At 66.1% G+C, this 19,140-nt stretch carries 18 protein-coding genes and 1 tRNA gene; 9 read left to right on the forward strand and 10 right to left on the reverse strand.

The features are described from left to right. Positions 1-57 precede the first annotated feature (57 nt). Together COUCH_RS26150 and COUCH_RS26155 are read right to left on the reverse strand one after the other, a co-directional pair. Positions 58-1,008 (reverse strand): alpha/beta hydrolase, encoded by a 951-nt coding sequence (locus tag COUCH_RS26150; protein WP_249607855.1) that lies wholly within the window; start codon positions 1,006-1,008, stop codon positions 58-60. A 12-nt stretch (positions 1,009-1,020) separates the two neighbouring features. Beyond that, positions 1,021-2,634 (reverse strand): flavin-containing monooxygenase, encoded by a 1,614-nt coding sequence (locus tag COUCH_RS26155; protein ID WP_249607856.1) that lies wholly within the window; start codon positions 2,632-2,634, stop codon positions 1,021-1,023. A 665-nt stretch (positions 2,635-3,299) separates the two neighbouring features. Here COUCH_RS26155 and COUCH_RS26160 point away from each other — a divergent pair. The 3 genes from COUCH_RS26160 to COUCH_RS26170 all read left to right on the forward strand — a co-directional run bounded on the left by COUCH_RS26160 (position 3,300) and on the right by COUCH_RS26170 (position 5,027). Continuing rightward, positions 3,300-3,384, forward strand: a tRNA-Leu gene (locus COUCH_RS26160). 114 nt (positions 3,385-3,498) lie between these two features. Next, positions 3,499-4,005 carry a hypothetical protein gene (locus COUCH_RS26165; RefSeq protein ID WP_249607857.1) on the forward strand — a complete coding sequence of 169 codons (507 nt, stop codon included), beginning with the start codon at positions 3,499-3,501 and terminating at the stop codon, positions 4,003-4,005. Beyond that, positions 4,002-5,027: a tyrosine-type recombinase/integrase gene (locus COUCH_RS26170; RefSeq protein WP_249607858.1), complete on the forward strand. Its 1,026-nt coding sequence runs from the start codon at positions 4,002-4,004 to the stop codon at positions 5,025-5,027. Before COUCH_RS26165 ends, COUCH_RS26170 begins: the two co-directional genes overlap by 4 nt. A 1,583-nt stretch (positions 5,028-6,610) precedes the next feature. Here COUCH_RS26170 and COUCH_RS26175 read toward each other — a convergent pair. Next, complete coding sequence (locus tag COUCH_RS26175; RefSeq protein WP_249607859.1) at positions 6,611-6,937, reverse strand: hypothetical protein; 327 nt, start codon at positions 6,935-6,937, stop codon at positions 6,611-6,613. A gap of 136 nt (positions 6,938-7,073) precedes the next feature. Here COUCH_RS26175 and COUCH_RS26180 point away from each other — a divergent pair, with 136 nt between their 5' ends. After that, complete coding sequence (locus COUCH_RS26180; RefSeq protein ID WP_249607860.1) at positions 7,074-7,688, forward strand: DNA-binding response regulator; 615 nt, start codon at positions 7,074-7,076, stop codon at positions 7,686-7,688. Here the strand turns inward: COUCH_RS26180 and COUCH_RS26185 are convergent, their stop codons facing one another. Then, positions 7,689-10,328, reverse strand: coding sequence for an AAA family ATPase (locus COUCH_RS26185; RefSeq protein ID WP_249607861.1), 2,640 nt, complete (start codon positions 10,326-10,328; stop codon positions 7,689-7,691). Here COUCH_RS26185 and COUCH_RS26190 point away from each other — a divergent pair. Then, the gene (locus COUCH_RS26190; protein WP_249607862.1) at positions 10,327-10,551 is read left to right on the forward strand and encodes a hypothetical protein; all 225 of its coding nucleotides are present in this window, start codon (positions 10,327-10,329) and stop codon (positions 10,549-10,551) included. The genes COUCH_RS26185 and COUCH_RS26190 overlap by 2 nt on opposite strands. Before the next feature lie 388 nt (positions 10,552-10,939). Here COUCH_RS26190 and COUCH_RS26195 read toward each other — a convergent pair whose 3' ends face one another. The 3 genes from COUCH_RS26195 to COUCH_RS26205 form a co-directional block, all read right to left on the reverse strand. Further along, the gene (locus tag COUCH_RS26195) at positions 10,940-11,884 is read right to left on the reverse strand and encodes a hypothetical protein (RefSeq protein ID WP_249607863.1); all 945 of its coding nucleotides are present in this window, start codon (positions 11,882-11,884) and stop codon (positions 10,940-10,942) included. A 98-nt stretch (positions 11,885-11,982) separates the two neighbouring features. Continuing rightward, entirely contained in the window at positions 11,983-12,219 is a 237-nt protein-coding gene (locus COUCH_RS26200; RefSeq protein WP_249607864.1) for a hypothetical protein, read from the reverse strand. Positions 12,220-12,532: 313 nt separating this feature from the next. Continuing rightward, the gene (locus tag COUCH_RS26205; protein ID WP_249607865.1) at positions 12,533-13,606 is read right to left on the reverse strand and encodes an endonuclease NucS domain-containing protein; all 1,074 of its coding nucleotides are present in this window, start codon (positions 13,604-13,606) and stop codon (positions 12,533-12,535) included. 39 nt (positions 13,607-13,645) lie between these two features. Between COUCH_RS26205 and COUCH_RS26210 the strand changes: the two genes are divergently transcribed. The 3 genes from COUCH_RS26210 to COUCH_RS26220 all read left to right on the forward strand — a co-directional run bounded on the left by COUCH_RS26210 (position 13,646) and on the right by COUCH_RS26220 (position 17,051). After that, the gene (locus COUCH_RS26210) at positions 13,646-13,924 is read left to right on the forward strand and encodes a hypothetical protein (RefSeq protein ID WP_249607866.1); all 279 of its coding nucleotides are present in this window, start codon (positions 13,646-13,648) and stop codon (positions 13,922-13,924) included. Between the two features lie 264 nt (positions 13,925-14,188). Beyond that, entirely contained in the window at positions 14,189-15,022 is an 834-nt protein-coding gene (locus tag COUCH_RS26215) for an IS5 family transposase (protein ID WP_249607867.1), read from the forward strand. A gap of 1,099 nt (positions 15,023-16,121) precedes the next feature. Beyond that, complete coding sequence (locus tag COUCH_RS26220) at positions 16,122-17,051, forward strand: hypothetical protein (RefSeq protein WP_249607868.1); 930 nt, start codon at positions 16,122-16,124, stop codon at positions 17,049-17,051. Positions 17,052-17,400: 349 nt separating this feature from the next. Here the strand turns inward: COUCH_RS26220 and COUCH_RS26225 are convergent, their stop codons facing one another. After that, positions 17,401-17,676: a hypothetical protein gene (locus COUCH_RS26225; RefSeq protein ID WP_249607869.1), complete on the reverse strand. Its 276-nt coding sequence runs from the start codon at positions 17,674-17,676 to the stop codon at positions 17,401-17,403. A 195-nt stretch (positions 17,677-17,871) separates the two neighbouring features. Here COUCH_RS26225 and COUCH_RS38970 point away from each other — a divergent pair, with 195 nt between their 5' ends. Then, positions 17,872-18,243: a hypothetical protein gene (locus tag COUCH_RS38970; protein ID WP_275979984.1), complete on the forward strand. Its 372-nt coding sequence runs from the start codon at positions 17,872-17,874 to the stop codon at positions 18,241-18,243. Here the strand turns inward: COUCH_RS38970 and COUCH_RS26235 are convergent. Together COUCH_RS26235 and COUCH_RS26240 are read right to left on the reverse strand one after the other, a co-directional pair. Further along, entirely contained in the window at positions 18,197-18,805 is a 609-nt protein-coding gene (locus COUCH_RS26235; RefSeq protein ID WP_249607870.1) for a hypothetical protein, read from the reverse strand. The genes COUCH_RS38970 and COUCH_RS26235 overlap by 47 nt on opposite strands. Continuing rightward, the gene (locus COUCH_RS26240; protein WP_249607871.1) at positions 18,802-19,140 is read right to left on the reverse strand and encodes a hypothetical protein; all 339 of its coding nucleotides are present in this window, start codon (positions 19,138-19,140) and stop codon (positions 18,802-18,804) included. The genes COUCH_RS26235 and COUCH_RS26240 overlap by 4 nt, the downstream gene beginning before the upstream one ends.

Consider the following 19,140-nt stretch of genomic DNA (forward strand, 5'->3'; position numbering starts at 1 on the left):
TGCCCGAGGGCCTCTCCAAGGCGTCTGCTCAGGTGACAGCCGCTTGAGATCGCCTCGTCAGGCCAGGGCCCGCTTCAGCGCATCGATGCGCAGCGCCCAGATCCGCTGCGCCAGCGCGGCGTCCACGGCGAACGTCTCCGCCGCGTGGTAGCTGCCCGGGTGCACGTGCAGCTCCGTGGGCACCCCGGCGGCCATGAGCCGCTGCGCGAACGCGATGTCCTCGTCGCGGAACAGGTCCACCGTGCCGACGTCGATGAACGCCGGGGGCAGCCCCGACAGGTCCTCCGCCCGGCTGGGGGCCGCGTACTGGTCGGCCGGCTTGCCGCCCAGGTACCAGGCCCACGCCTCGACGTTGCCGGACCGGTCCCAGATCCCGATGTCGGTGATCTCCTGGCTCGACGCGGTCTCGTTCCGGTCGTCGATCATCGGGTAGATCGGCATGATGAACGCGAGCGCCGGCCCGCCCCGGTCGCGGGCCATCAGCGCGGTGGCGATGGTCAGCCCGCCGCCCGCGCTGGCGCCGTAGATCGCCAGCCGCTGCGGGTCGATGCCCAGCTCCTCGGCGTGCTCGGCGGTCCACTTCAGCCCGGCGTAGCAGTCCTCGGCCGGCGCGGGGTGCGGGTTCTCCGGCGACAGCCGGTACTCCACCGACACCACGACCGCGCCCACCTGGTCGCAGATCAGCGTCGCGGTCGGGTCCTCACCCTCCACGGAACCGAGAATCATCCCGCCGCCATGGATGAAGAAAATGCCCGGGAGCGGCGCCTCGGCATTCACCGGGCGATAGATCCGTACGCTGATGTCCGGCTCACCCTGCGGCCCGGGAACCGTACGGTCCTCCTTGACCACATTCGGGTTCTCGGGCACCTCGATGGCGCCCAGCATCGCCGTCACGGCGGCGCGGCGCTCCACGATGTCCGCGATGGCGTTGAAACCGCCGGGCATCGCTTCGAGCAACTGATCCAGGGGTACGCGCACCTCGGGATCGATCAGGTCACGACGGGACATGGAATTCTCCTCTCAGACGGTCAGCTCGAAGCCCTCGTAGCCCTTGGCGGCGACCTCGTCGCACTTCTTCCGGTACTCGCCCACCCCGCCGGCGTACGGCATGAAAACGCGCGGCTTGCCGGGCACATTGGCGCCCATGTACCAGGAATTTGCCTTCGGATAGAGGGTGTAACCCGCGATCTCGTTGACGTGGTCCACCCAGGCGTCCTGCGCCTCCTGGGCCGGCTCGATCACCCGGAGCCCCTGTTCCCGCAGATGTGCGATGGCGTCGGTCACCCAGTCGACGTGCTGCTCGATCGACACCACCATGTTGGAGAGCACGGACGGGCTGCCCGGCCCGGTGATCATGAAGAAGTTCGGGAATCCGGCGGTGCCGATGCCCAGGTACGTCCGCGGTCCCGCACTCCACGTCTCCTTCAGCGACAACCCGTCCCGCCCGCGGATGTCCACGTTGGTGAGGGCGCCGGTCATCGCGTCGAAACCGGTGGCGTACACGATCGCGTCGAACTCGTACTCCCGCTCCGAGGTCCGGATCCCCTTTTCGGTGACCTCCACGAGAGGCGTCCGCTGCAGATTCACCAGATGCACGTTCGGCCGGTTGTACGTCTCGTAATAGTTCGTGTCCAGGCACGGCCGCTTCGTCCCGACCGGGTACTCCGGGCTCAGATCGTCGGCCACCTGCGGATCGGCGACGATGTCGTGGATCTTGCGGTGGATCCACCGCTTCGCGGTGTCGTTCGCGGCCTGGTCGACGGCCAGATCCTTGTACGCGGTCAGCAGGTTCACCAGGCTCCCGCTCTCCCACGCCACCTCGAACGCCGCATCCCGCTCGGCGTCGGACACCTCGAGCGCGGACTTCGTCGGAACCGGCGTCGGCACCCCGAACCCGGACTCCCGCTGCGCCTGCCGGAACTTGCGATAGTTCAGCTTCATCGTCTTGACCTCGTCGGGCCGCAACCGCCGGTTCCGGGCCGGCAACGAGTACGCCGGGGTCCGCTGGAACACGGTCAGATCGGCGGCCTGCCCGGCGATCACCGGAATGGACTGGACCCCTGAGGAACCGGTCCCGATGATCCCCACCCGCAGCCCGGAGAAGTCGACACCCTCATGTGGCCAGTGCGCGGTGTGGTACGTCGCGCCCTTGAAGGACTCCAGGCCGGGAATCTCCGGCATCTTCGACGCGGACAGGCACCCGGTGGCCATCACCAGGAACCGAGCGGTGACGGCATCCTCGTGCTCGGTCCGGACCAGCCACGACTTCTGCCCGTCATCCCAGGTGGCGGCGCTGACCCGCGTACGGAACACAATGTCCTTGCGCAGGTCGAACCGATCGGCGACGTGACGCGCGTACTTGAGAATCTCCGGCTGCGTGGGATAACGCTCCTGCCACTCGTACTCCTGCTCCAGCTCGTCGGAGAACGAGTAGGAGTAGGCGAGGCTCTCAACGTCGACACGGGCGCCCGGGTAACGATTCCAGTACCAGGTCCCGCCGACATCGGCACCGGCCTCGAAAACGACGGCGGTGAGATCGAGCTCCCGCAACTTGTGCAGCAGATACATACCGGAGAACCCCGCGCCGACAATCACGACGTCGACGGAGGGCGGAACGGTACGGGGATGGCTCATGACGGCCTCCTGGGATGGGTCTGCCTCGGCCGGCGGGTGGGTACGGCCCTGCCCCGCCTTCGCTTGTTCGTGGCTTCGATTCCGCTCGGGCGCCGCGGTCCGCTGCGCCCGGCCTTTGTTGCGCTCGGGCGTCCGGCGCCCACGGCGACTCGCTGGATGGTCCAGGACCGCGGTGCTGGTCGGCACGCGGCCATCTCGAGGGGTACGCGTCCCCGCCGCTCGTCCGGCCGGTCGAAGGCGGGAACGCAGATCGTCGGAAGCTCGGTAGGTCGGCAACTGGACGGACTGGGAGAAGCCGGCGGGGAGCCGGCATGAACAGGCGCCTGCACGGCCACCACACCCCGATCTCACGGGCCGCCCCGGGAGATCGAGGGCGACGCGGAATGAGTGGCCTGCACCACAACATAGGATGCATTCTCCATCCGGTCAACGTTTCCGCCCGGTAAAGCCCCAGCTCAAGATCCCTTTCCCCACCACCCGGCGGCCTTCCCTGCCCACCCCCACTTCCCCACCCCACCCGCCCAACCCCACCCCCGGCACGCCAGGGGTGGGGTGCATGCAACCCCCGAACGGCGCCGTGTAAAGTTCTCTCCTGTGCAGCCCGCCGGGGCTCGCCGACCACGGATGCCAACCGCGGATCGGCCCGGCTAGGCTGGACAAAGCAGGTCCGGGTGGCGGAATGGCAGACGCGCTAGCTTGAGGTGCTAGTGCCCTTTATCGGGCGTGGGGGTTCAAGTCCCCCCTCGGACACAGATTTTCCGCAGTGGTGCGCAGTTTCCGGTGTGCGTGTTCAGAGACTTCTGGACACGCACTTTTGTTTCTCTGCCCGTGGTCGCCCTGCTCGGGGCGGCGGGGGTGGTCGTGATGTCCACTCCCTTGATCCCGGTGACGCCGCTGATTCCCGCGGTGGTCCCGGCCTCGCCGGCGGCCGGCCGCCGGGCCGGCTCTGCTCCGGTGACCTTGCGGCGGCCACCGTTGCCGCTGCCGCACGCCGGCCCGTGCGCCCGCATCGGCGCCAGTAGGTATGCGCTGACGGCGGTGGACAAGAGCGGCCGGCTGGCCGCCCGCACAATCCTCTCCGAACTGGGCTGGCCTGCGGGTGCCCGCCTCGAGGTACGTGAGCACAGCGGTCTGATCGCCGTCATCGCGGCAGCCGACGGCAATTGTGTGGTCGACGCCCGCGGGCATCTCGTGCTGCCCCTGGCGATGCGACGGCGGTGCCGCCTGGCCGCCGGGCAGCGGGTGCTGCTGGTGGCTGACCGGCAGGCGGCGACGCTGACGGGATATCCCCTGCAGGTGCTCGACCGGCTGCTCGGCGCACCGGCGCACGCGTCCGCGCCGGTGGACCCTCCGATGGGAGACCGGTCGTGAGCCGGGTGGATGGCCGGGAGGCGGAGCTGGCGGCGGCTCGGCTGCTGCTGGAGCGGATGGGCATCTCGGTGGAGGATCTGACCTCCACACCGGCGCCTCGGCAGGTGCCGACGTTCGCCGAGTACACGCCGCTGGTGGCGGCGGCAGCATCGCCGGGCTCCCGCAAGGCCTACGGCACGTACTGGAGACGGGTGGTGCAGTACTGGGGTGATCGCCGCCTCGACGAGCCGACCCCGACGGAGATCGATCTGCTCAAAGCCCGCATCCAGGCCGAAGTGGTGCCGCGGCGCAACGCACGTGGTGGCCGCTCAGCGGCGGAGCACCTCATAGCCGCATTACGGTGTCTCTACCGGCGCGCGGTCGCCGACGGCCTGATCCGCGAGTCGGACAACCCGGCATCCAAGGTGGCCAAACCACGGCGGCTGCCCAGTACACGCCGGGCGATCGGCGACGCCCGACTCGCTGAGATCAACGAGGCCGCGGCGGCCTGCGGTGACGATCCCGCTCTGGACTGCCTGTTGCTGCGGCTGCACACCGAGACGGCGTGCCGGCGGGCCGGGGCGCTGGCGTTGCGGTTGCGGGATCTGGATCCGCAGTTGTGCCTGGTCTTCCTTCGGGAGAAGGGCGGCACCACCCGATGGCAGCCGGTCTCCCCCACCCTGATGCGGCATCTGCAGGCACATCACGCCGAGCGCGGCGGCGACAACCCGGACGCGGCACTGCTGCGCTACGCCGACGGGCGGGCGCTGACCTACCGACGCTACGACCACCTGTGGTTCCGCATCGGCGAGAAGCTGCCATGGGTACGCCGCCAGCAGATCAGTACCCACTGGCTGCGGCACACCACTCTCACCTGGGTCGAACGCAACTACGGCCACGCCGTAGCTCGCGCGTTCGCCGGCCACACCGATGGTGCCGCGAGCGGCGCCATCGCCGGTTACGTGACCGCAGGAACCAACGAAGTGGCCGCCGCCGTGGCCGCGCTGACCGGGGAGGATCACCCTCTCACTGCCGCAGCCTAGCGATGAGCTCTGGCCGGCCGACGCTCCCCACAGGCGCCGACCGGCCAGAGCCGCAGCCCGACGCCTACGGGCAGCCGCACGCCGCACCCCTTCAGCGCTGGCCACCAGCGACGAACGGCGCAACGGCAGCTGCGGCCAACAGGCCCGGCTCCCCGTTCAACTGTTGCAGTCCTCGATCACACACTGAGCAGCAAGCGCACCTCCCAGACTTCCTCCGAAGACAGCCCAGCAGACGGGCGAAAACCGGTCCGCGACCTCGAAAGAACCGGCCGAAATACGTAGTCGACGGTGAAGGCAGCCGGGAATTGAACCTGCGACCCCTTGCTCCAAATCAAGGGGTCGCGAGACTATGCACTGCTTGTCAGAAGTTGCCACTGACCAGGCCAAACATGGCCGAGGTGGCCCAGCGTGTTGTCATCGCTTGCCACGAGTTCGCGTTGTTTTCGGTGGGTAAAGGGTGAGTGAATCAGAACCGCCATGCACCCGCAGGAGGCGCCCCGGTGACCATAAGTCGAGCAAATCTACGTGCGAGATCCTGTGTAATTGCCCGACGAGTGGAAATGTGATAGTCGATCGGGACTCGAACCCGGTGGACCCGGCGGGACTCGAACCCGGTGGACCCGGCGGGACTCGAACCCGGTGGACCCGGCGGGACTCGAACCCGGTGGACCCGGCGGGACTCGAACCCGGTGGACCCGGCGGGACTCGAACCCGGTGGACCCGGCGGGACTCGAACCCGGTGGACCCGGCGGGACTCGAACCCGGTGGACCCGGCGGGACTCGAACCCGGTGGACCCGGCGGGACTCGAACCCGGTGGACCCGGCGGGACTCGAACCCGGTGGACCCGGCGGGACTCGAACCCGGTGGACCCGGCGGGACTCGAACCCGGTGGACCCGGCGGGACTCGAACCCGGTGGACCCGGCGGGACTCGAACCCGGTGGACCCGGCGGGACTCGAACCCGGTGGACCCGGCGGGACTCGAACCCGGTGGACCCGGCGGGACTCGAACCCGGTGGACCCGGCGGGACTCGAACCCGGTGGACCCGGCGGGACTCGAACCCGGTGGACCCGAACCAACAGGATGCGAAATCAGTTCTGGATTTCGTTGATGATCCACTACCGGTACGGGCGGCCCGGGCCATCAAGCACTGACACCGCATTAGCCCAGCCAGGAGGACGTCCGCGCGCCTCGTTCACCGGCCGTCGCGGCGCTGATGTCGCCTATCGATCACGAGCGCAGGAATCGTACTCGCGGGCCGCCTGGGCTTCGCGCGAAATAGGCGGTGTGCGAACACTCGGGTGATGACACCTCACGGCTCGGCTGGTTCGTTCGCCAGCTGGACGATGCCGGCCCGGTCACTGCCTGAGGCCTGGCTTTTCTTCCTCGTATTGATCCGCCGTGACCCGCGGTCGCGGCGGATCACTTCTGGCCCGCGCCGGCCCGGCCCATCAGAGGCCTTCACCCGCAGCCACCTACCCGATGCAGACCTACTACTTCTGCGGAGTTTGACCCACCGTCGGATGTCCGCGCCTTATCGGTCGAGCGTCCATGAACGCGGGAGAGGGCAGATCAACCAACCATCACAAGCCCGCCAGGTAGGACCTCCCGTCCTCGAAGGCAGCCTGGAGAAGCGCACGTGCCTGCGCCACTGCGTCGGCGGCGTACGCCACGTTCGCCGACGCATCGACCAGAAGTTGGCTTTCAGGCGAGGTCTGCGCGAGGCGAGCAGCAGCTCTAGTCAGCGCGTCGAAATGGCCCTGGAGGTCTTCCTCCGATCGCGCCGCTGTGACGAGGCATTTCTCGACGGCCTCCCGAAGGTCTCCGATGTTGTTGATCGGCCAGTCCGGGTCGTCATCGTCGAAGTAGTCCGATGACGACCATTCCGGAGGAATACCGGGTGACGACATGCTCATCACGCTAAGCACGGCCAAGGCTGCCGGTCCATGACGCCATCGAGGCGGCACGATCCTGCCATCGGGTGAGCGGGTGGCGTGCCGGTCAACGGTCGACAATGATCGACGAGCGCGCGCCCCGGTCAGGAGGATGACGGTTTCGATGCTGGTGCGGATCGCCGTGGCGGATCCCTTGCCCGTCTTCCGGCACGGTGTGGTCGAGATCCTGCGCGATGCCGGGTTCCAGTCGGAGACGCCGGATGACCTCTTCGCGTGGGTTCGCGACGAGCAGACAACGATCGTCGTGCTCACCCTGCAGAACGAGGTCGACTGGCGGACACTGGAGCAGCTCCAACGGACAGCTTCCGGCCTGATTTTGGTTGCCCTGCTCGATCAGATGTCGCTGCGCGATTGCGTACGGGCGCTGCGCGCGGGGGCGGTCTGCGTCATGGCGCGGGACTGCACGCCGGCGGCCTTCCGCGAGCGCTTTCGTGCGTTAGTCCGCGGCGAGAGTGTGGTTCCGGTCGAGGTCTTGCGTGAGCTGGCCGCCCCGGCGGCCGACTCGCCTGGGCCGACCGAGCCCTCGCCGACCGAGCGGGATTGGTTGCGCAGCCTCGCGCGAGGCACCACAGTCGGAAGGCTGGCAGCCGATGCCGGATATTCAGAGCGCATGATGTTTCGCTTGCTTCGCGACCTTTACACGCGTATGGGCGCAAGGAACCGGACGGACGCGCTCATCACCGCACAGCACTACGGCTGGCTCTGATCAACCAAGGAGGTCCTTGATCCGGGGCAATGGATCGCCCGGAGAGCCAGCGGTCAACGCGGCGAAGAGTTCACGCCGCCGGAACCGCGCGCCGCCCACGTCCATGATCTGCTGCGCCGAGAGATAGGCGTCAAACGCCGCTTGCTCGCCCAGTTCCGGTCTTAATAAGGAAAGTCCGGCCAGCGCGAGACCTTCGACCTCGAGCGGACGGTAACAGCCAGGCGACACGACCTTCTGGTAGCAAGCGAGCTCAGCAGCCGCAGTGAAGGCTCGGCGAGTGCCCTCCTCCGGCTCTCCCCCGCGCAGGCTCGCAACACCCAATACAGCCAGAGCCTCGGCCGCGGAGAGGCCCCAGGGGTACCGGGTTGCCAGGTCGGCCGCACGCAACGCGGGGCCGAAGGCGCCCCGGCCGAGGTCGAGGACCGCCAGCGTGGTATGCGAAAGGCTCCACAGTTCTGGGTCGTTGACCCGGACCGCTACTTCCTGGGCGCGCGTCGCCGCCTCTTCTGCCTTGCTGCGGTCGCGGCGGAGCAACCACAGCCACGCGGCCAAATCGTCGCATCGGGCCACCATCACGCGATCGTCCAGCTGCTCGGCCCGGCTACGTGCTCGTTCCAACCGCGCGATGCCCGAGCCGTCGTCACGCTCGAAGCTGATCAGCGCCTTGAGGTGAAGAAGCGGCAGTTCGAGATCTGGATCGCCGGAGGCGGCAGCTTCGAGATGTTCCTCGGCCTGATTGAATGCGGCTGTCTCGGTCAGGCACAGCGCCAGTCCCAGATGGGCGGTAGCCACGCCCTTGTGCCCGGCGGGCGAGTTGTCCAGCAAGGTTTGATAGTGCTCAGCCGCCTTCATCACCTGCCCGGCCCGGAAACAGTACGCGGCCAGTTGCACCAGGAACGCTAAATGGGCCGAGCTGACTCGCTGTCCCTCCGGCTTTGTGCTCATCCGGACCCCGCGCTCGATCACGTCGATCGCCTCAGCCAGCCGACCCTGCTGAGCCAGAGCACGTCCGGCCAACTTGACGTAAGCGACGTGCTCCCGATAGTCGAACAGGTGCTTGGAGACACGGGCCAGCCATGGTGTCAACGCTGCTGTCTGCCCCCAGTGCCGCAGATATTTGTTGTCGAGCTTATCCATGAGCCGTACCGCTCGCCCGGGTTCGCCAGCGTCGAGGTAGAGGTCAACGGCGTGGAATGCGTCGTCTAGGTCGGCAAGGCGGGCGGCGCTGCCGTCGCGAGCAGCATCCTCTAGTAACTCCGCCGCGCGCCTGCGCAGCGCGGTGACTTCGGCCGTCGCGGTCCTGTCGGTGATGCGGCTGGCCTCACCGGCAGGCAGGTAGTAGTGATCGTCGAGCCGCCGGATGAGCCGGCATCGGACGAGTTCGTCGAACACCTCTCGCACCTGCCCTGTGCTTCGGCCGCTGAGGTGCGCGATGAGCGCGGGCCGGACGGGTCGGTCGAGGACTGCGAGCAGCCGTAGAGCTCGCTCCTGAGGTCCGTTCAAGCTCGAAAGAAGTGTTCTTGTCAGAGCCCGGATATCCGGCGCGACGTCGAGCGGATCCTCCTCAGAGTGCGGGTTGACGGCCCGAATGCCCAGCACCAGTTCGGCAGTTCGCGGATGCCCGCGTGCGGCCCGTTCCACGGCCACCACCCCAGGAACGGGGGCATCGGGAATCGTTAGCTTGCCGATCAGCTTCGCGAAGTCCGGCGGGGGTAACCTCTGATCGACCTTCTCCGTCACTGCGCCCGCCAGTTGCAGCGGCGCCTCGCTCGCCCACAGCACCTTGATACGGTGTTGTCTACGCCGTGTCCTCAGATCCTCGAAGAGCAGGCCAAGAGCCTCGTCGCGCCAAGCACCAGACTCGGCTACGAACAGATCCTGGGCATCGTCTATCACCAGCCAGACTCGCTCGTTGCCGAGTTCGCCAAGCACGTCGTTCAGCCGCATCTGAAGGTCCGAGTCGCCATCGTTTAGCCGTTCCACCAACCGTTGGCGATCATCTTCGATTCTGACGGCGGCGGCCAACTTGTCTATAACGGAGTAGGCGTTTACGCCGGGATATCCCCGTACAGCAAGATATCCGGCCGCGATGTTGTCCGGTCGGGTGCGCAGCAATTCCGCGGCGATTGCGGTCTTGCCTATACCGCGCGGGCCGACCAGTTCAACGAACACCACGTCCGGTTGCATCATCCTGGACCGGAGCCGGTCGAGCAGGGTACAGCGGTCGAAGAGGGTGCCAGCCACGAACTCGGGAAGACCCGGCACATCAGGAACCGGCCCGGCTGCTTCAGGCAACGCCTGCGCGATGGTCTGGTGTACGACGCCGTGGTAATGCGTAACGGTGGCCGGTCCGCCGCTCACCACCTGATTCGGATTGCCGGAGCCGCCGCTAATGACCTGATTGAAGTTATCGGACCCGCCGCTAACCGTCTGGTCGACGGCCCCCGAGCCGTTACCAGGCCCGGTCGCCTCCTTGTCGCCGGAGCCGAGGCGCAGCAGGGGAATCGCCACCGCGACGCCGGCAAGCGTCAAGATGATGACGGATGGCCAGGGATAGTCCTGGATTAGCTGGAAGGGCGCTGGCCAGGGCTCATCACCGGTCGCACCATTGATCGCGATGGCGATGAGGGAGGTGAGCATGCCCGAGAACGCCGTAAGAAGTGCCACCACGAGCGCTCGAGATCGGCCCTTCGACCGCACACCCACCTCCCGCGCGCCGGCCAAGTCCGCTCACCATGACACGACGCTGACATTGATCGCCATCATGCTGTGCATAACTCTGCACTACGAGCCGCCATGTGCAGGGCTGTTCGTCCAGCTGATCACCAGCGGGCCGACGGTAATCGCCCGCTTGCTCAGCTGACAACACCAACCACGACCACGGCCACTCGATGACCTCCGCCGCGAACTTGTGCGGGCCGCGAGCGGTGGGCGGGTTGAGCGAGCAGCATTCCATCAGCGGTGGTTCGAGGATTCCAGGCGAGCGACCTTAAACACGCGACCCACGTTCAGTGTGTAACGAACGCCGACGAGGTTCGAGAGCAACCTCCTCAACGAGGAATTCTAGTATGCGGCGCCGCCGGACCACGCCGACGTCGTCGTCGGGGGAAACCCAGCAACGACCTGCTGCATGAGGGATGGCGTTCCCGCCGGTGGCGAGGTCTTCTGGAAGCCGGAGCAGGCCATCACAGCCAACGATCGGAAGCTGACCTAACCTTGGGGACGGCCATGAGCTGTCGTGCTCGGGTTCTTCAACGTGGCCAACGGCGGCGGACCGGCACCTCGCGGACAGGGATCTCGGACGGATGCAACGGCCGGTCGACTACCGGCCGCACGGTATACACGGTGATGCGATCGCGCTCGTGCTCCTCGGCAAGAACCTTGGCGAGCATTTCACCGTCCGCGGCACCGGCCAGGGCGTCGATCGCCCGCTGGAGCAAGATGTCAAGGCGTTCGTTCTCGGCTTCCGCCGCGATCAGGCGTTCGTGGGCCGTGACCGCCCGATGCCCGCACCATTGCCGTAGCAGCTCATGGGTCGGCTTCTCCCAGCGCCGGTACCACCAGTACTCGTACTCCGGTGAGGTGGACTCCTGCTCGCCGGTCAACGGGTTGCGGCGCTCGGCGCCGTTCTTGCACTTGTGGCGCAGGGCTTTCTCCTCCTCGAGGATCTTCTCGAGGATCTGGTTGGAGTTGGCCCGGCAGGCGGCCTCGGCAACCAGCAGCGTGCCGGCCGGGGACATCGTGACCGTCGTCTCGTCGGACGCGAACCAGGCGACATTATCGAGGATCTCGCCGAGAGGCTTGCCAATGATGGCTTCGAGCCCGGCCCGATCCCGGACGGTCGTAGCGTCTCGGACCGGTGACCACTCGGCCTCGGCGATCTGTTCGGGAATGAGCAGCTCGTAAACCTGGTAGACGCAACGCTGTTCGACATCGTCGAGGGCCAGGTCGTCGACATGCTGCCAGTTCGCCATCAACTCGTCGTAGCTGGACACCTCATCCCAGGGCACTCGCAGCCGTGAAGCGGGGATATTTTCGACGCGCTGGTTGGGGTCGTCCAGGAAGACGATGTCGATACGGGCGCTGTTCTTCTTTGGCGTCACCGCCTGGATCTGCACCCGTTCGGAACGGCTGTCGTCCCGAACTCGGTAGGCCCACACGTCTGCCACCACGAAGCGCGAAGCGTCGAAAGCCAATAGATCCCCCTCCCAGCGCGCGCGATCGTCAGTGGCGGATCGACTGGTTCAGCATGGGCTACGGCGGCATCACCACGGGCTCCCGCTAAAGAGTGAACCTAGGATCCGAACTCCGCACCCGCCGTCAGAGTTCTCACCATGCTGTTCACCTGCTCTTCGAGTTCAACGACGAAGGCTGCAAGCGCGCCGATGGCCTCCGCCTCGGCGCCCCGGAAGACGCGATCGAGCTGGCGGTGCAGTGGCCGGGCGATGTAGGGACGTAGCCGCCAGTCGAGCGTAGTCGGTGATCCACTACCGGTACAGGCGGCCAAGTCGATCAGGCGCTGACGCTGCAAACATCCTGCCAGGGACTCGGTACGTCCTTGCATCCCTTCGCTGGCAGGCAGTCACCGCGCCTCTGCTGCCAGCGACTCGAGACGCTTAACGCCGGACGCTGCGCCCCCTCCTCACAGCCGCCGCTGTGCGAACACCCTTGGGCGAAGCGACGGAGCAGCACGGGTCTCCTCAGAGCCTCGCGGACGCTCACTCAGGGCAGAGCCGGCCCATTCACGCCCGCTGCAGCCCGCCCGCGACCGCGACCGTGCAGACCCTCCTCGGCCTGCACCACATCGAGAACGATCTACCCAGGTAAAGACGCTCAGTGGCCTCCTACTGGTCGAGGGCGAACCGTTGGGTCAGGGTCTTCAACGTGAAGCTGTTGCGCAGCTTGCAGGCGGAGTGCTGGTTGGCGAACAGGCCCTTCTCGCGGATGGCTTTCTCCCGGTCCAGCGTCTTGATCCAGTTGATCGGGACGATGTACTCGTGGCGGTCGGGTGCGCTGCCGGCGTGTCGGTATCCGGCGGCGAGGTCCAGTTCGGTCATCTTGCGTGGCTCGCCGTCTACAGTGAGGACCGCGTCATCGAAGGGGACCACCGCGCCGGTGACCATGCCTACTGCCACGTATCCGGTCTTGGGTACGTAGACGAACACCCGTCCGCCGACCGGTAGTGCTCGCAGGGAACGGCTGTACCATTCGCCGCCGCCAGCGGAGACGAAGCCGTAGCGGCGGGCGTCGTCCCAGGATCGGATGCCGGATTCTTCGCCGAAGGTGACGTACCAGTCCTGGCCGTTCCATGGCTCCTTGGCACCCGAGCGTCGGGGTGCCGCTGTGTCAGACCCAGCGGTGTCCGGCAGTAGCCAGGTTCGAGCCAGGTATGCCCGGCCACCGTCGTTGAAGTACCGAAACAGCGCGACGTTGATCGGTACCTGGTATCCAGCGAGATAGGCGATGATCCGCTCGGTGGCCGGGTCCAGATCGCTGGCCACGATGGTGAGCCGATGGGAGGTGTTGAGCTCTTCGGGTGGTGCGACGCCGAACCGCTCGGCGAATGCCTGCTCGAAGGTGTCGCCCGGCCGGTACTGGCTGAACACGTCAAGGATGTCCTCGTGAGCGAGCGTCTGCGCCCAAGAGCCGTAGTCGAGCGCTTGGGCGGTCGCCTCGCGTGGCGTTCTGTCGCGTTTGAGTTCAATGGCGTGCAAGACGCCATCGCCGTCCACCGCGAGGAGGTCGACGATCTTCCCTTGGGAGGTGGTCACTTGCCGCCCGATGATCATCAGCGGTTCTCCCAGGATGTCTGGGTCGTGTTCGATCAGGTCTTCGAGTGCCTTCTCCAGCGGTACCCCGACCGGGTTGAGCCGTACTGGTTGGCCGTCAACGCGCCACAGTCCCAGTTCCATCGGCATGTACTACCCTCCATCGCTGTGCAGTGCGCAGTCGCCGCGATGTTCACCGAGGACGGCGTCACCGAAGCGCCGCTGGTACCCGACAACCATCCGCTGCGACGACTGCTGGGCCGCGACGCTATCCGGATCGGAGTCGGCCGGCATCACCAGCGGCCAGCCCTCCTGGGCACGATGAACCTGGAACGGTCCGCGTTCGTCCTGCACGACGCCCCGGACCCCGACGTCTTCATTGCCGAGATCGACGTCGCCTTCGACGAAGCCGATGGACAGCGCACGACGATGTCACTCGTACAGATCTTTCGCCTCCGCGATGAGTAGATCGCCATGCTTCGCGACTACTTCGCGGAACCACCACCTGTCGACCCGGCAGCAATTTGAGCTGACCTCCTCGGGCCGGGCGCCCCAGTCTCCACGTCACCGCGAGGCTGTTGCCGAGCGGACGGGCAACTCCTTCAGCAAGCTGCTCGTTCCGCCGAGCGGGTCGATCGTGGCGAAGCCTCGCTCTTAGTGAGTGTTTGAGAAGTTCTCATGTAGACGGTGTGGCGGCGTGATCATGATGGCTGGCTCGGGCAGGGTGTCGCGGTGTCATCGCGCCGTGGGTACCCGTCCGACCTGACCGACGCCCAGTGGGACCTCGTCAAAGGCCTCCTTCCTGAGCCCAGCGGCGACGGACGGCCCGAGAAACATCCACGCCGCGAGATCGTCAACGCGATCCTCTACCTGGTGCGGTCGGGCTGTCCGTGGCGGTATCTGCCAGCGGACCTGCCGCCTTGGCAGACGGTGTACTGGTATTTCGTCCGGTGGGAGGAGGCCGGGGTGACGGAGAGCCTGCTGACCGTGTTGCGGGTCAAGGCCCGGGTGGCGCAGGGCCGCGCTGCGGAGCCCTCGGCCGGGGTGCTGGACTCGCAGAGCGTCAAGGGCGCCGACACCGTCGGACGCGACTCGCGTGGCTACGACGCCGGCAAGAAGATCAACGGCAGGAAACGGTTCATCGTCACCGACACCGCCGGGCTGCTGATCACCGCCTGCGTCCTGGCCGCCTCGTGGCAGGACCGCGACGGCGGCAAGACCGCCCTGCTCGGTCTCTATCTGACCAGCCCGGTCCGGCACGTCTTCGCCGATTCCGGGTTCGCCGGCCGGTTCGTCGACTGGGCCGCCGACCGGCTGCGAACCACCGTGGAGATCGTGCGAAAACCCGCTGACCAGCGCGGCTTCGCGGTGCAACCGCGCCGCTGGGTCGTCGAACGAACTCTGGCCTGGCTCACCGCCCACCGCCGCCTGGCCCGTGACTACGAACGCGACCCCGCCGTCTCCGAAGCCCTCATCCGCTGGGCAGCCATCAACGGCATGCTCCGCCGGATCACCCGCGGACACCCATCACGACGCCAATCCCGCCGCGCCCTGACCCGCATCTGACCCCATCTCAAACACTCACTTACTCTTTGGACGGTTCAAGGTCGATTTTATGCAGTTGGCTTCGTGCAGGGTTCCCTCGCCGCGTTGGCGTATCGGCTTCTGTGTTTCAGCAGCGTCATCGCCGGCGATTGGTAACCCTATACCACTCGTCCTTCCTCCTCGCCACGGCTGCCTCCCGCGCACAATGATGCCTGTCATCGCAGATGAGTCGGTCATGTTCGGCGGCGCCGAGGATGACGTAGCTATCGTCGTCTCGGACTAGCACGTCGCCATCTGCGAGCAGGTCGCGAAGATGGCGTCGCCGCGCAGTCAGTGAAACCTGTGTGGGAACACGGGTCAAATCCACATCTGCCAGCAACACTCGTCCGTCTTGGTCGCGGTCGAGCCAGGCGATATGCGAAAGTACCGCGAAGCACCTGGTGGGCGTGCATCGCATGAGGTGTCGAACTGCAAAGGCATGCGTATCCATCGGCATCCGGCTAGGCATCGGCTCTGGAAGCATCCCGCCACGATCGCCGGTCTTGAGCCCGAAGGCGAGTGACTCGCCGAAACGGTCGCCTGTCTGGGACACCATCGGTCTGTGGTACGGACGTAAGTGTGCGGCTTGCCTCAGTGATTCACCCAGAGACGTGACCGCTTGACGAGAAATGAATGGATCTCCGGCTGCGGAGACCTACCGACCTACCAGAATTTGGTGTCGGGTGGCGCCCGCGGCGAGCGGTGGTTAGCGAAGACTGATGGTTCGCAGAATGGCAGCAAGCGAGCGCGCTTGATCTCGATCTTGGTGAAGAACACTAACGCGGCTCGCGAGTTGGGTTGAAGTAATAGCGGTGCTGCGTTTTTCTGCGTCAGTGAACAACAACGCGCCAGGCTCGACGTGGAGGCACTCCCGACGTTAGTCACTAGGCAATGATTTGTCTGGCTGCTTCGACACCTGCGTAGTGATCGTCTTTGTGTCATAGCCGTCTGTGGAGCGAATGGGGTACGCTATGTGAGCAGCCGGTACCGGATGGTCGGCAGTCGGAGGGCCGTGGTGGATTATGTGGAAGCTATGCAAATTCGGCTACTCTTCTGGCTCCGCCGCCACAAGCGGTGGTATATGAATCAGACCGAGTGGAACACGCTTAGCGATGACGATGCCCGGAAGGCGAAGCCGGGAGCGCGCCTCTCAAACTTTCTGCAGTCAAGCGACGAATTAATCGTTGCGACTGCGGCTCTTGATCGCCTTCAGGAGCGTATGCTGATTGAGCTGCGCGGAGGAGGTGAAAGCATATTTTTGCGCCGGGTTGGCGTCGATGAAGCGAATCGCCTTCAGCAATTGGCACACCAAACTAGTGCCGCGGCTGAGCGTGCCGCCAGGGATGGGATACTCCGGTGGCTTTGGGAGGATCGGTATCGAACCTCCCTACGTAGGGGTTCGGGTGAAACCTGGACCATTGAGTGGTTTTACGGCAGCCCTCTATGCCTTTATGATGGGGTTCCTTTCTCGTCGGCAAATCTTCGGGATGCCGTCAGATACCTCATTGCGAAAAATCTCGTCGAATACGATGATCCGCGGGATGCGGAACTGTCGATAGTCCCTAGAATTACGGATCAGGGCATCGACTGTGTGGAGAACTACGACGGATCGGTGGCGAGATACGTGGATCGTAAGCGCGGTTCAAGTTATGAGACCCATATTCATGGGTCGGTCAGCAATAGCCAGCTGGCATGGGGCGATCACAACGAGCAGACGATTGAGAACAAGGGCTTCGATGCTGAGGGCGTCAGTCGACTATGCCAAGCTATAGTTGAGGCAATCCCACTGCTCAACTTAGCGTCAGGCGATGCCGAAGAGGTGGAATCCCTGGCTCGCCTGGTAGACAATCAGTCTCGTAGCGATCAGCCGGACCAAAGCTGGATGAAAGCCACTCTCGAACGTATCGCCGTTTCGCTTGGGAAGGCTAGCGAAACGGCACTTGGCACCATATTGCAGGCGCTATTAAAAACCGCCGCGGGTGCTGTTGGCCTGCCGCCTGGAACTGTCTGATTTTAGTTACGGTATGCACCGACGGGCGGCAACTGTGCCCGGTCGCAGCAGAATTCTATAAATCGCAGTCACTGCGCTGGCCGCTAGAGCAAGAGTGCAGAGCGCGAGCCCAAAGCATTCCGTGGTGGAGGCAGGGGTGCCGCACTCACATCGGCAGATGAATGCGCCTGCGGCACCGCATTACCAGCTGCGCGAACGCCGTCGGGCGTCGTCGGCTCGGCCTTGAGCCCAGACCCGATCAAGGCGGCGAAAGGCGCATCACGGGCGTCTCGACGTTCTTGAGCGCTTCCCCAAGCCACAACTAGACAGGCGGTCGCGTGGTTCTTCAGCGGTTGATTCGTTCCTGGATCTAGGCGAGCATCGGGCCGCTGTAGTCCGGGCTGATGGCGTCGAGAGTGTCGAGCCCGCCGATGCTCGGCAGATGAGTGCCGCCGGCGCGCCGGCGGATGGTCAGGTCGCGAGTACCGGCAGCGCGTCGCCAGACGGCGATGCTGTCCTCGGCGGGAGTCCATTCGTCGGTCTCGCCGTAGAACAGCAGCGTCGGGCTGCGGAACGATGCCCCTGTGAGACACCAGCCGCTACAGAGTGTGCGCCGCCTGCTCGGGCGGTGCACACCGGCTTGCATTGGTCCTTCCGCGTCAGTCTGTAAACCTCGTACGGAGCATCGTGAGCGCGCTCGGTACTTTCATCTGGTCATCGCTGACAGCTGCGGGCCCCTACCGCCCCAACCAGTACGGCAACGTGATCCTCCCGCCAAGACCGGGGAACTCACACAATCTCGCGGCGCCTCGACTGCATCCTCGGGCCCGATCGGGAGACGGTGCGCGCGCGAACGGCGAAATATGACAACCCCAACCGGCTCAAGACCGAGGTTAACAAGGTTACGGAGGAGCCGTTCTACAACACCTCGATCTACTCCTTTGCCGATCTCCTCGTTGACGCCGATGCGGCGATCCAGTCCCCCATCACTGAGACCCTCGCCGACCGCACCACGTTCGTCATCGCCCACCGGCTCGCGACCGTCCGGGTCGCCGACCCCATCCTGGTCATGCACCGCATAGCCGAACGCGGCACCCACCCCGACCTGCTCGCCCGCGGCGGCCGCTACGCCCCCCTCTACCGCACCCAGTTCCACGACCGTCCGGTCAGCCTGAACAGCGCGCGACCACCTCGACGCGGACCACCGACGTGAGCGGCACGATGTGGTACTGATCCCTGCCGCCCACCCGCAACGAGGTGGCGTCGGCGGCGAGCAGCCGCCCGCAGATCTGGTCAGTGCCCTGGTCCGAGCCCCAGCTGACCCGCACCACGGGACGGTCGGGTCCGGCCATCGGAGCCGACCAGGCCACCGCGACACCCAGCGCCACCGCGCACACCCCGCCGACTGTGAGGTGCCGCGCCCGGGTGACGGCCCGGTACACCCCGGCGACCTCCCGCTCCGTCCACCGCTGCAAATCTTCGCCGGTCAGCAGGCACTCGTCGCCCGGCACCCCAGAGGCCGCCCGGATCGCGGACAGCGTCGCCACCACCAAGGCCGCGGCGCCGAGCAGGAACAGGGCCAGGACCAGCCACGGGTACGGGTCCGCAAGCGAGCTCGCGTTGTCGCGTCCCTTCACGATCAGCACGGCGCCGAGCAGCCCGGTCAGCCCGGTCAGCCCGGTACGCCACGTCTCAGCCTGTCGGCGGGCCACGTCGAGCTGCGTGTACCGCAGTTGCTGGGCACGCTGCGCCCACCACAGGCGTTCCGCGCTCATCCGAGGTCCACCCGCCAGTAGGCGCCGCACCCGAGGAACGGCACGGCGTCCGGGCGGTTCGGATGCCCGTGCCCGCAGTCGCAGCACACGGTGCGCAGCGGGTCGGCCGGCGGGTCGGCCACCCGGCGGCGCGCGAACAGTCCCTTGTACCCGTTGCCGCTGCCGTAGCGCCACGTCGTGGTCGTGCGCCCGCCGCAGCCCGGGCACACACCGTCGACCTCGATACGGCGTCCGCCGTCCAGCCGGGTGATCCGGAAGTCGTCGGAGCGCTCCTGGAAGTCCTGCGGCCGATACTCCACGCTGCGGTGGTGCTCCACGGGCATCGGCTCGGACAC

Origin of the sequence: Couchioplanes caeruleus (assembly GCF_023499255.1) — a bacterium.
Classification (GTDB): domain Bacteria; phylum Actinomycetota; class Actinomycetes; order Mycobacteriales; family Micromonosporaceae; genus Actinoplanes; species Actinoplanes caeruleus_A.

Bases quoted from the DNA above. Each gene is read 5' to 3' on its own strand.
- COUCH_RS26180 (WP_249607860.1), top strand. From the start codon at position 7,074: ATGACGGTTTCGATGCTGGTGCGGATCGCCGTGGCGGATCCCTTGCCC.
- COUCH_RS26185 (WP_249607861.1), bottom strand. From the start codon at position 10,328: ATGCTCACCTCCCTCATCGCCATCGCGATCAATGGTGCGACCGGTGAT.
- COUCH_RS26155 (WP_249607856.1), bottom strand. From the start codon at position 2,634: ATGAGCCATCCCCGTACCGTTCCGCCCTCCGTCGACGTCGTGATTGTC.
- COUCH_RS26205 (WP_249607865.1), bottom strand. From the start codon at position 13,606: ATGCCGATGGAACTGGGACTGTGGCGCGTTGACGGCCAACCAGTACGG.
- COUCH_RS26190 (WP_249607862.1), top strand. From the start codon at position 10,327: ATGCCCGAGAACGCCGTAAGAAGTGCCACCACGAGCGCTCGAGATCGG.
- COUCH_RS26175 (WP_249607859.1), bottom strand. From the start codon at position 6,937: ATGTCGTCACCCGGTATTCCTCCGGAATGGTCGTCATCGGACTACTTC.
- COUCH_RS26220 (WP_249607868.1), top strand. From the start codon at position 16,122: ATGAATCAGACCGAGTGGAACACGCTTAGCGATGACGATGCCCGGAAG.
- COUCH_RS26225 (WP_249607869.1), bottom strand. From the start codon at position 17,676: ATGCAAGCCGGTGTGCACCGCCCGAGCAGGCGGCGCACACTCTGTAGC.
- COUCH_RS26235 (WP_249607870.1), bottom strand. From the start codon at position 18,805: ATGAGCGCGGAACGCCTGTGGTGGGCGCAGCGTGCCCAGCAACTGCGG.
- COUCH_RS26165 (WP_249607857.1), top strand. From the start codon at position 3,499: ATGTCCACTCCCTTGATCCCGGTGACGCCGCTGATTCCCGCGGTGGTC.
- COUCH_RS26150 (WP_249607855.1), bottom strand. From the start codon at position 1,008: ATGTCCCGTCGTGACCTGATCGATCCCGAGGTGCGCGTACCCCTGGAT.
- COUCH_RS26210 (WP_249607866.1), top strand. From the start codon at position 13,646: ATGTTCACCGAGGACGGCGTCACCGAAGCGCCGCTGGTACCCGACAAC.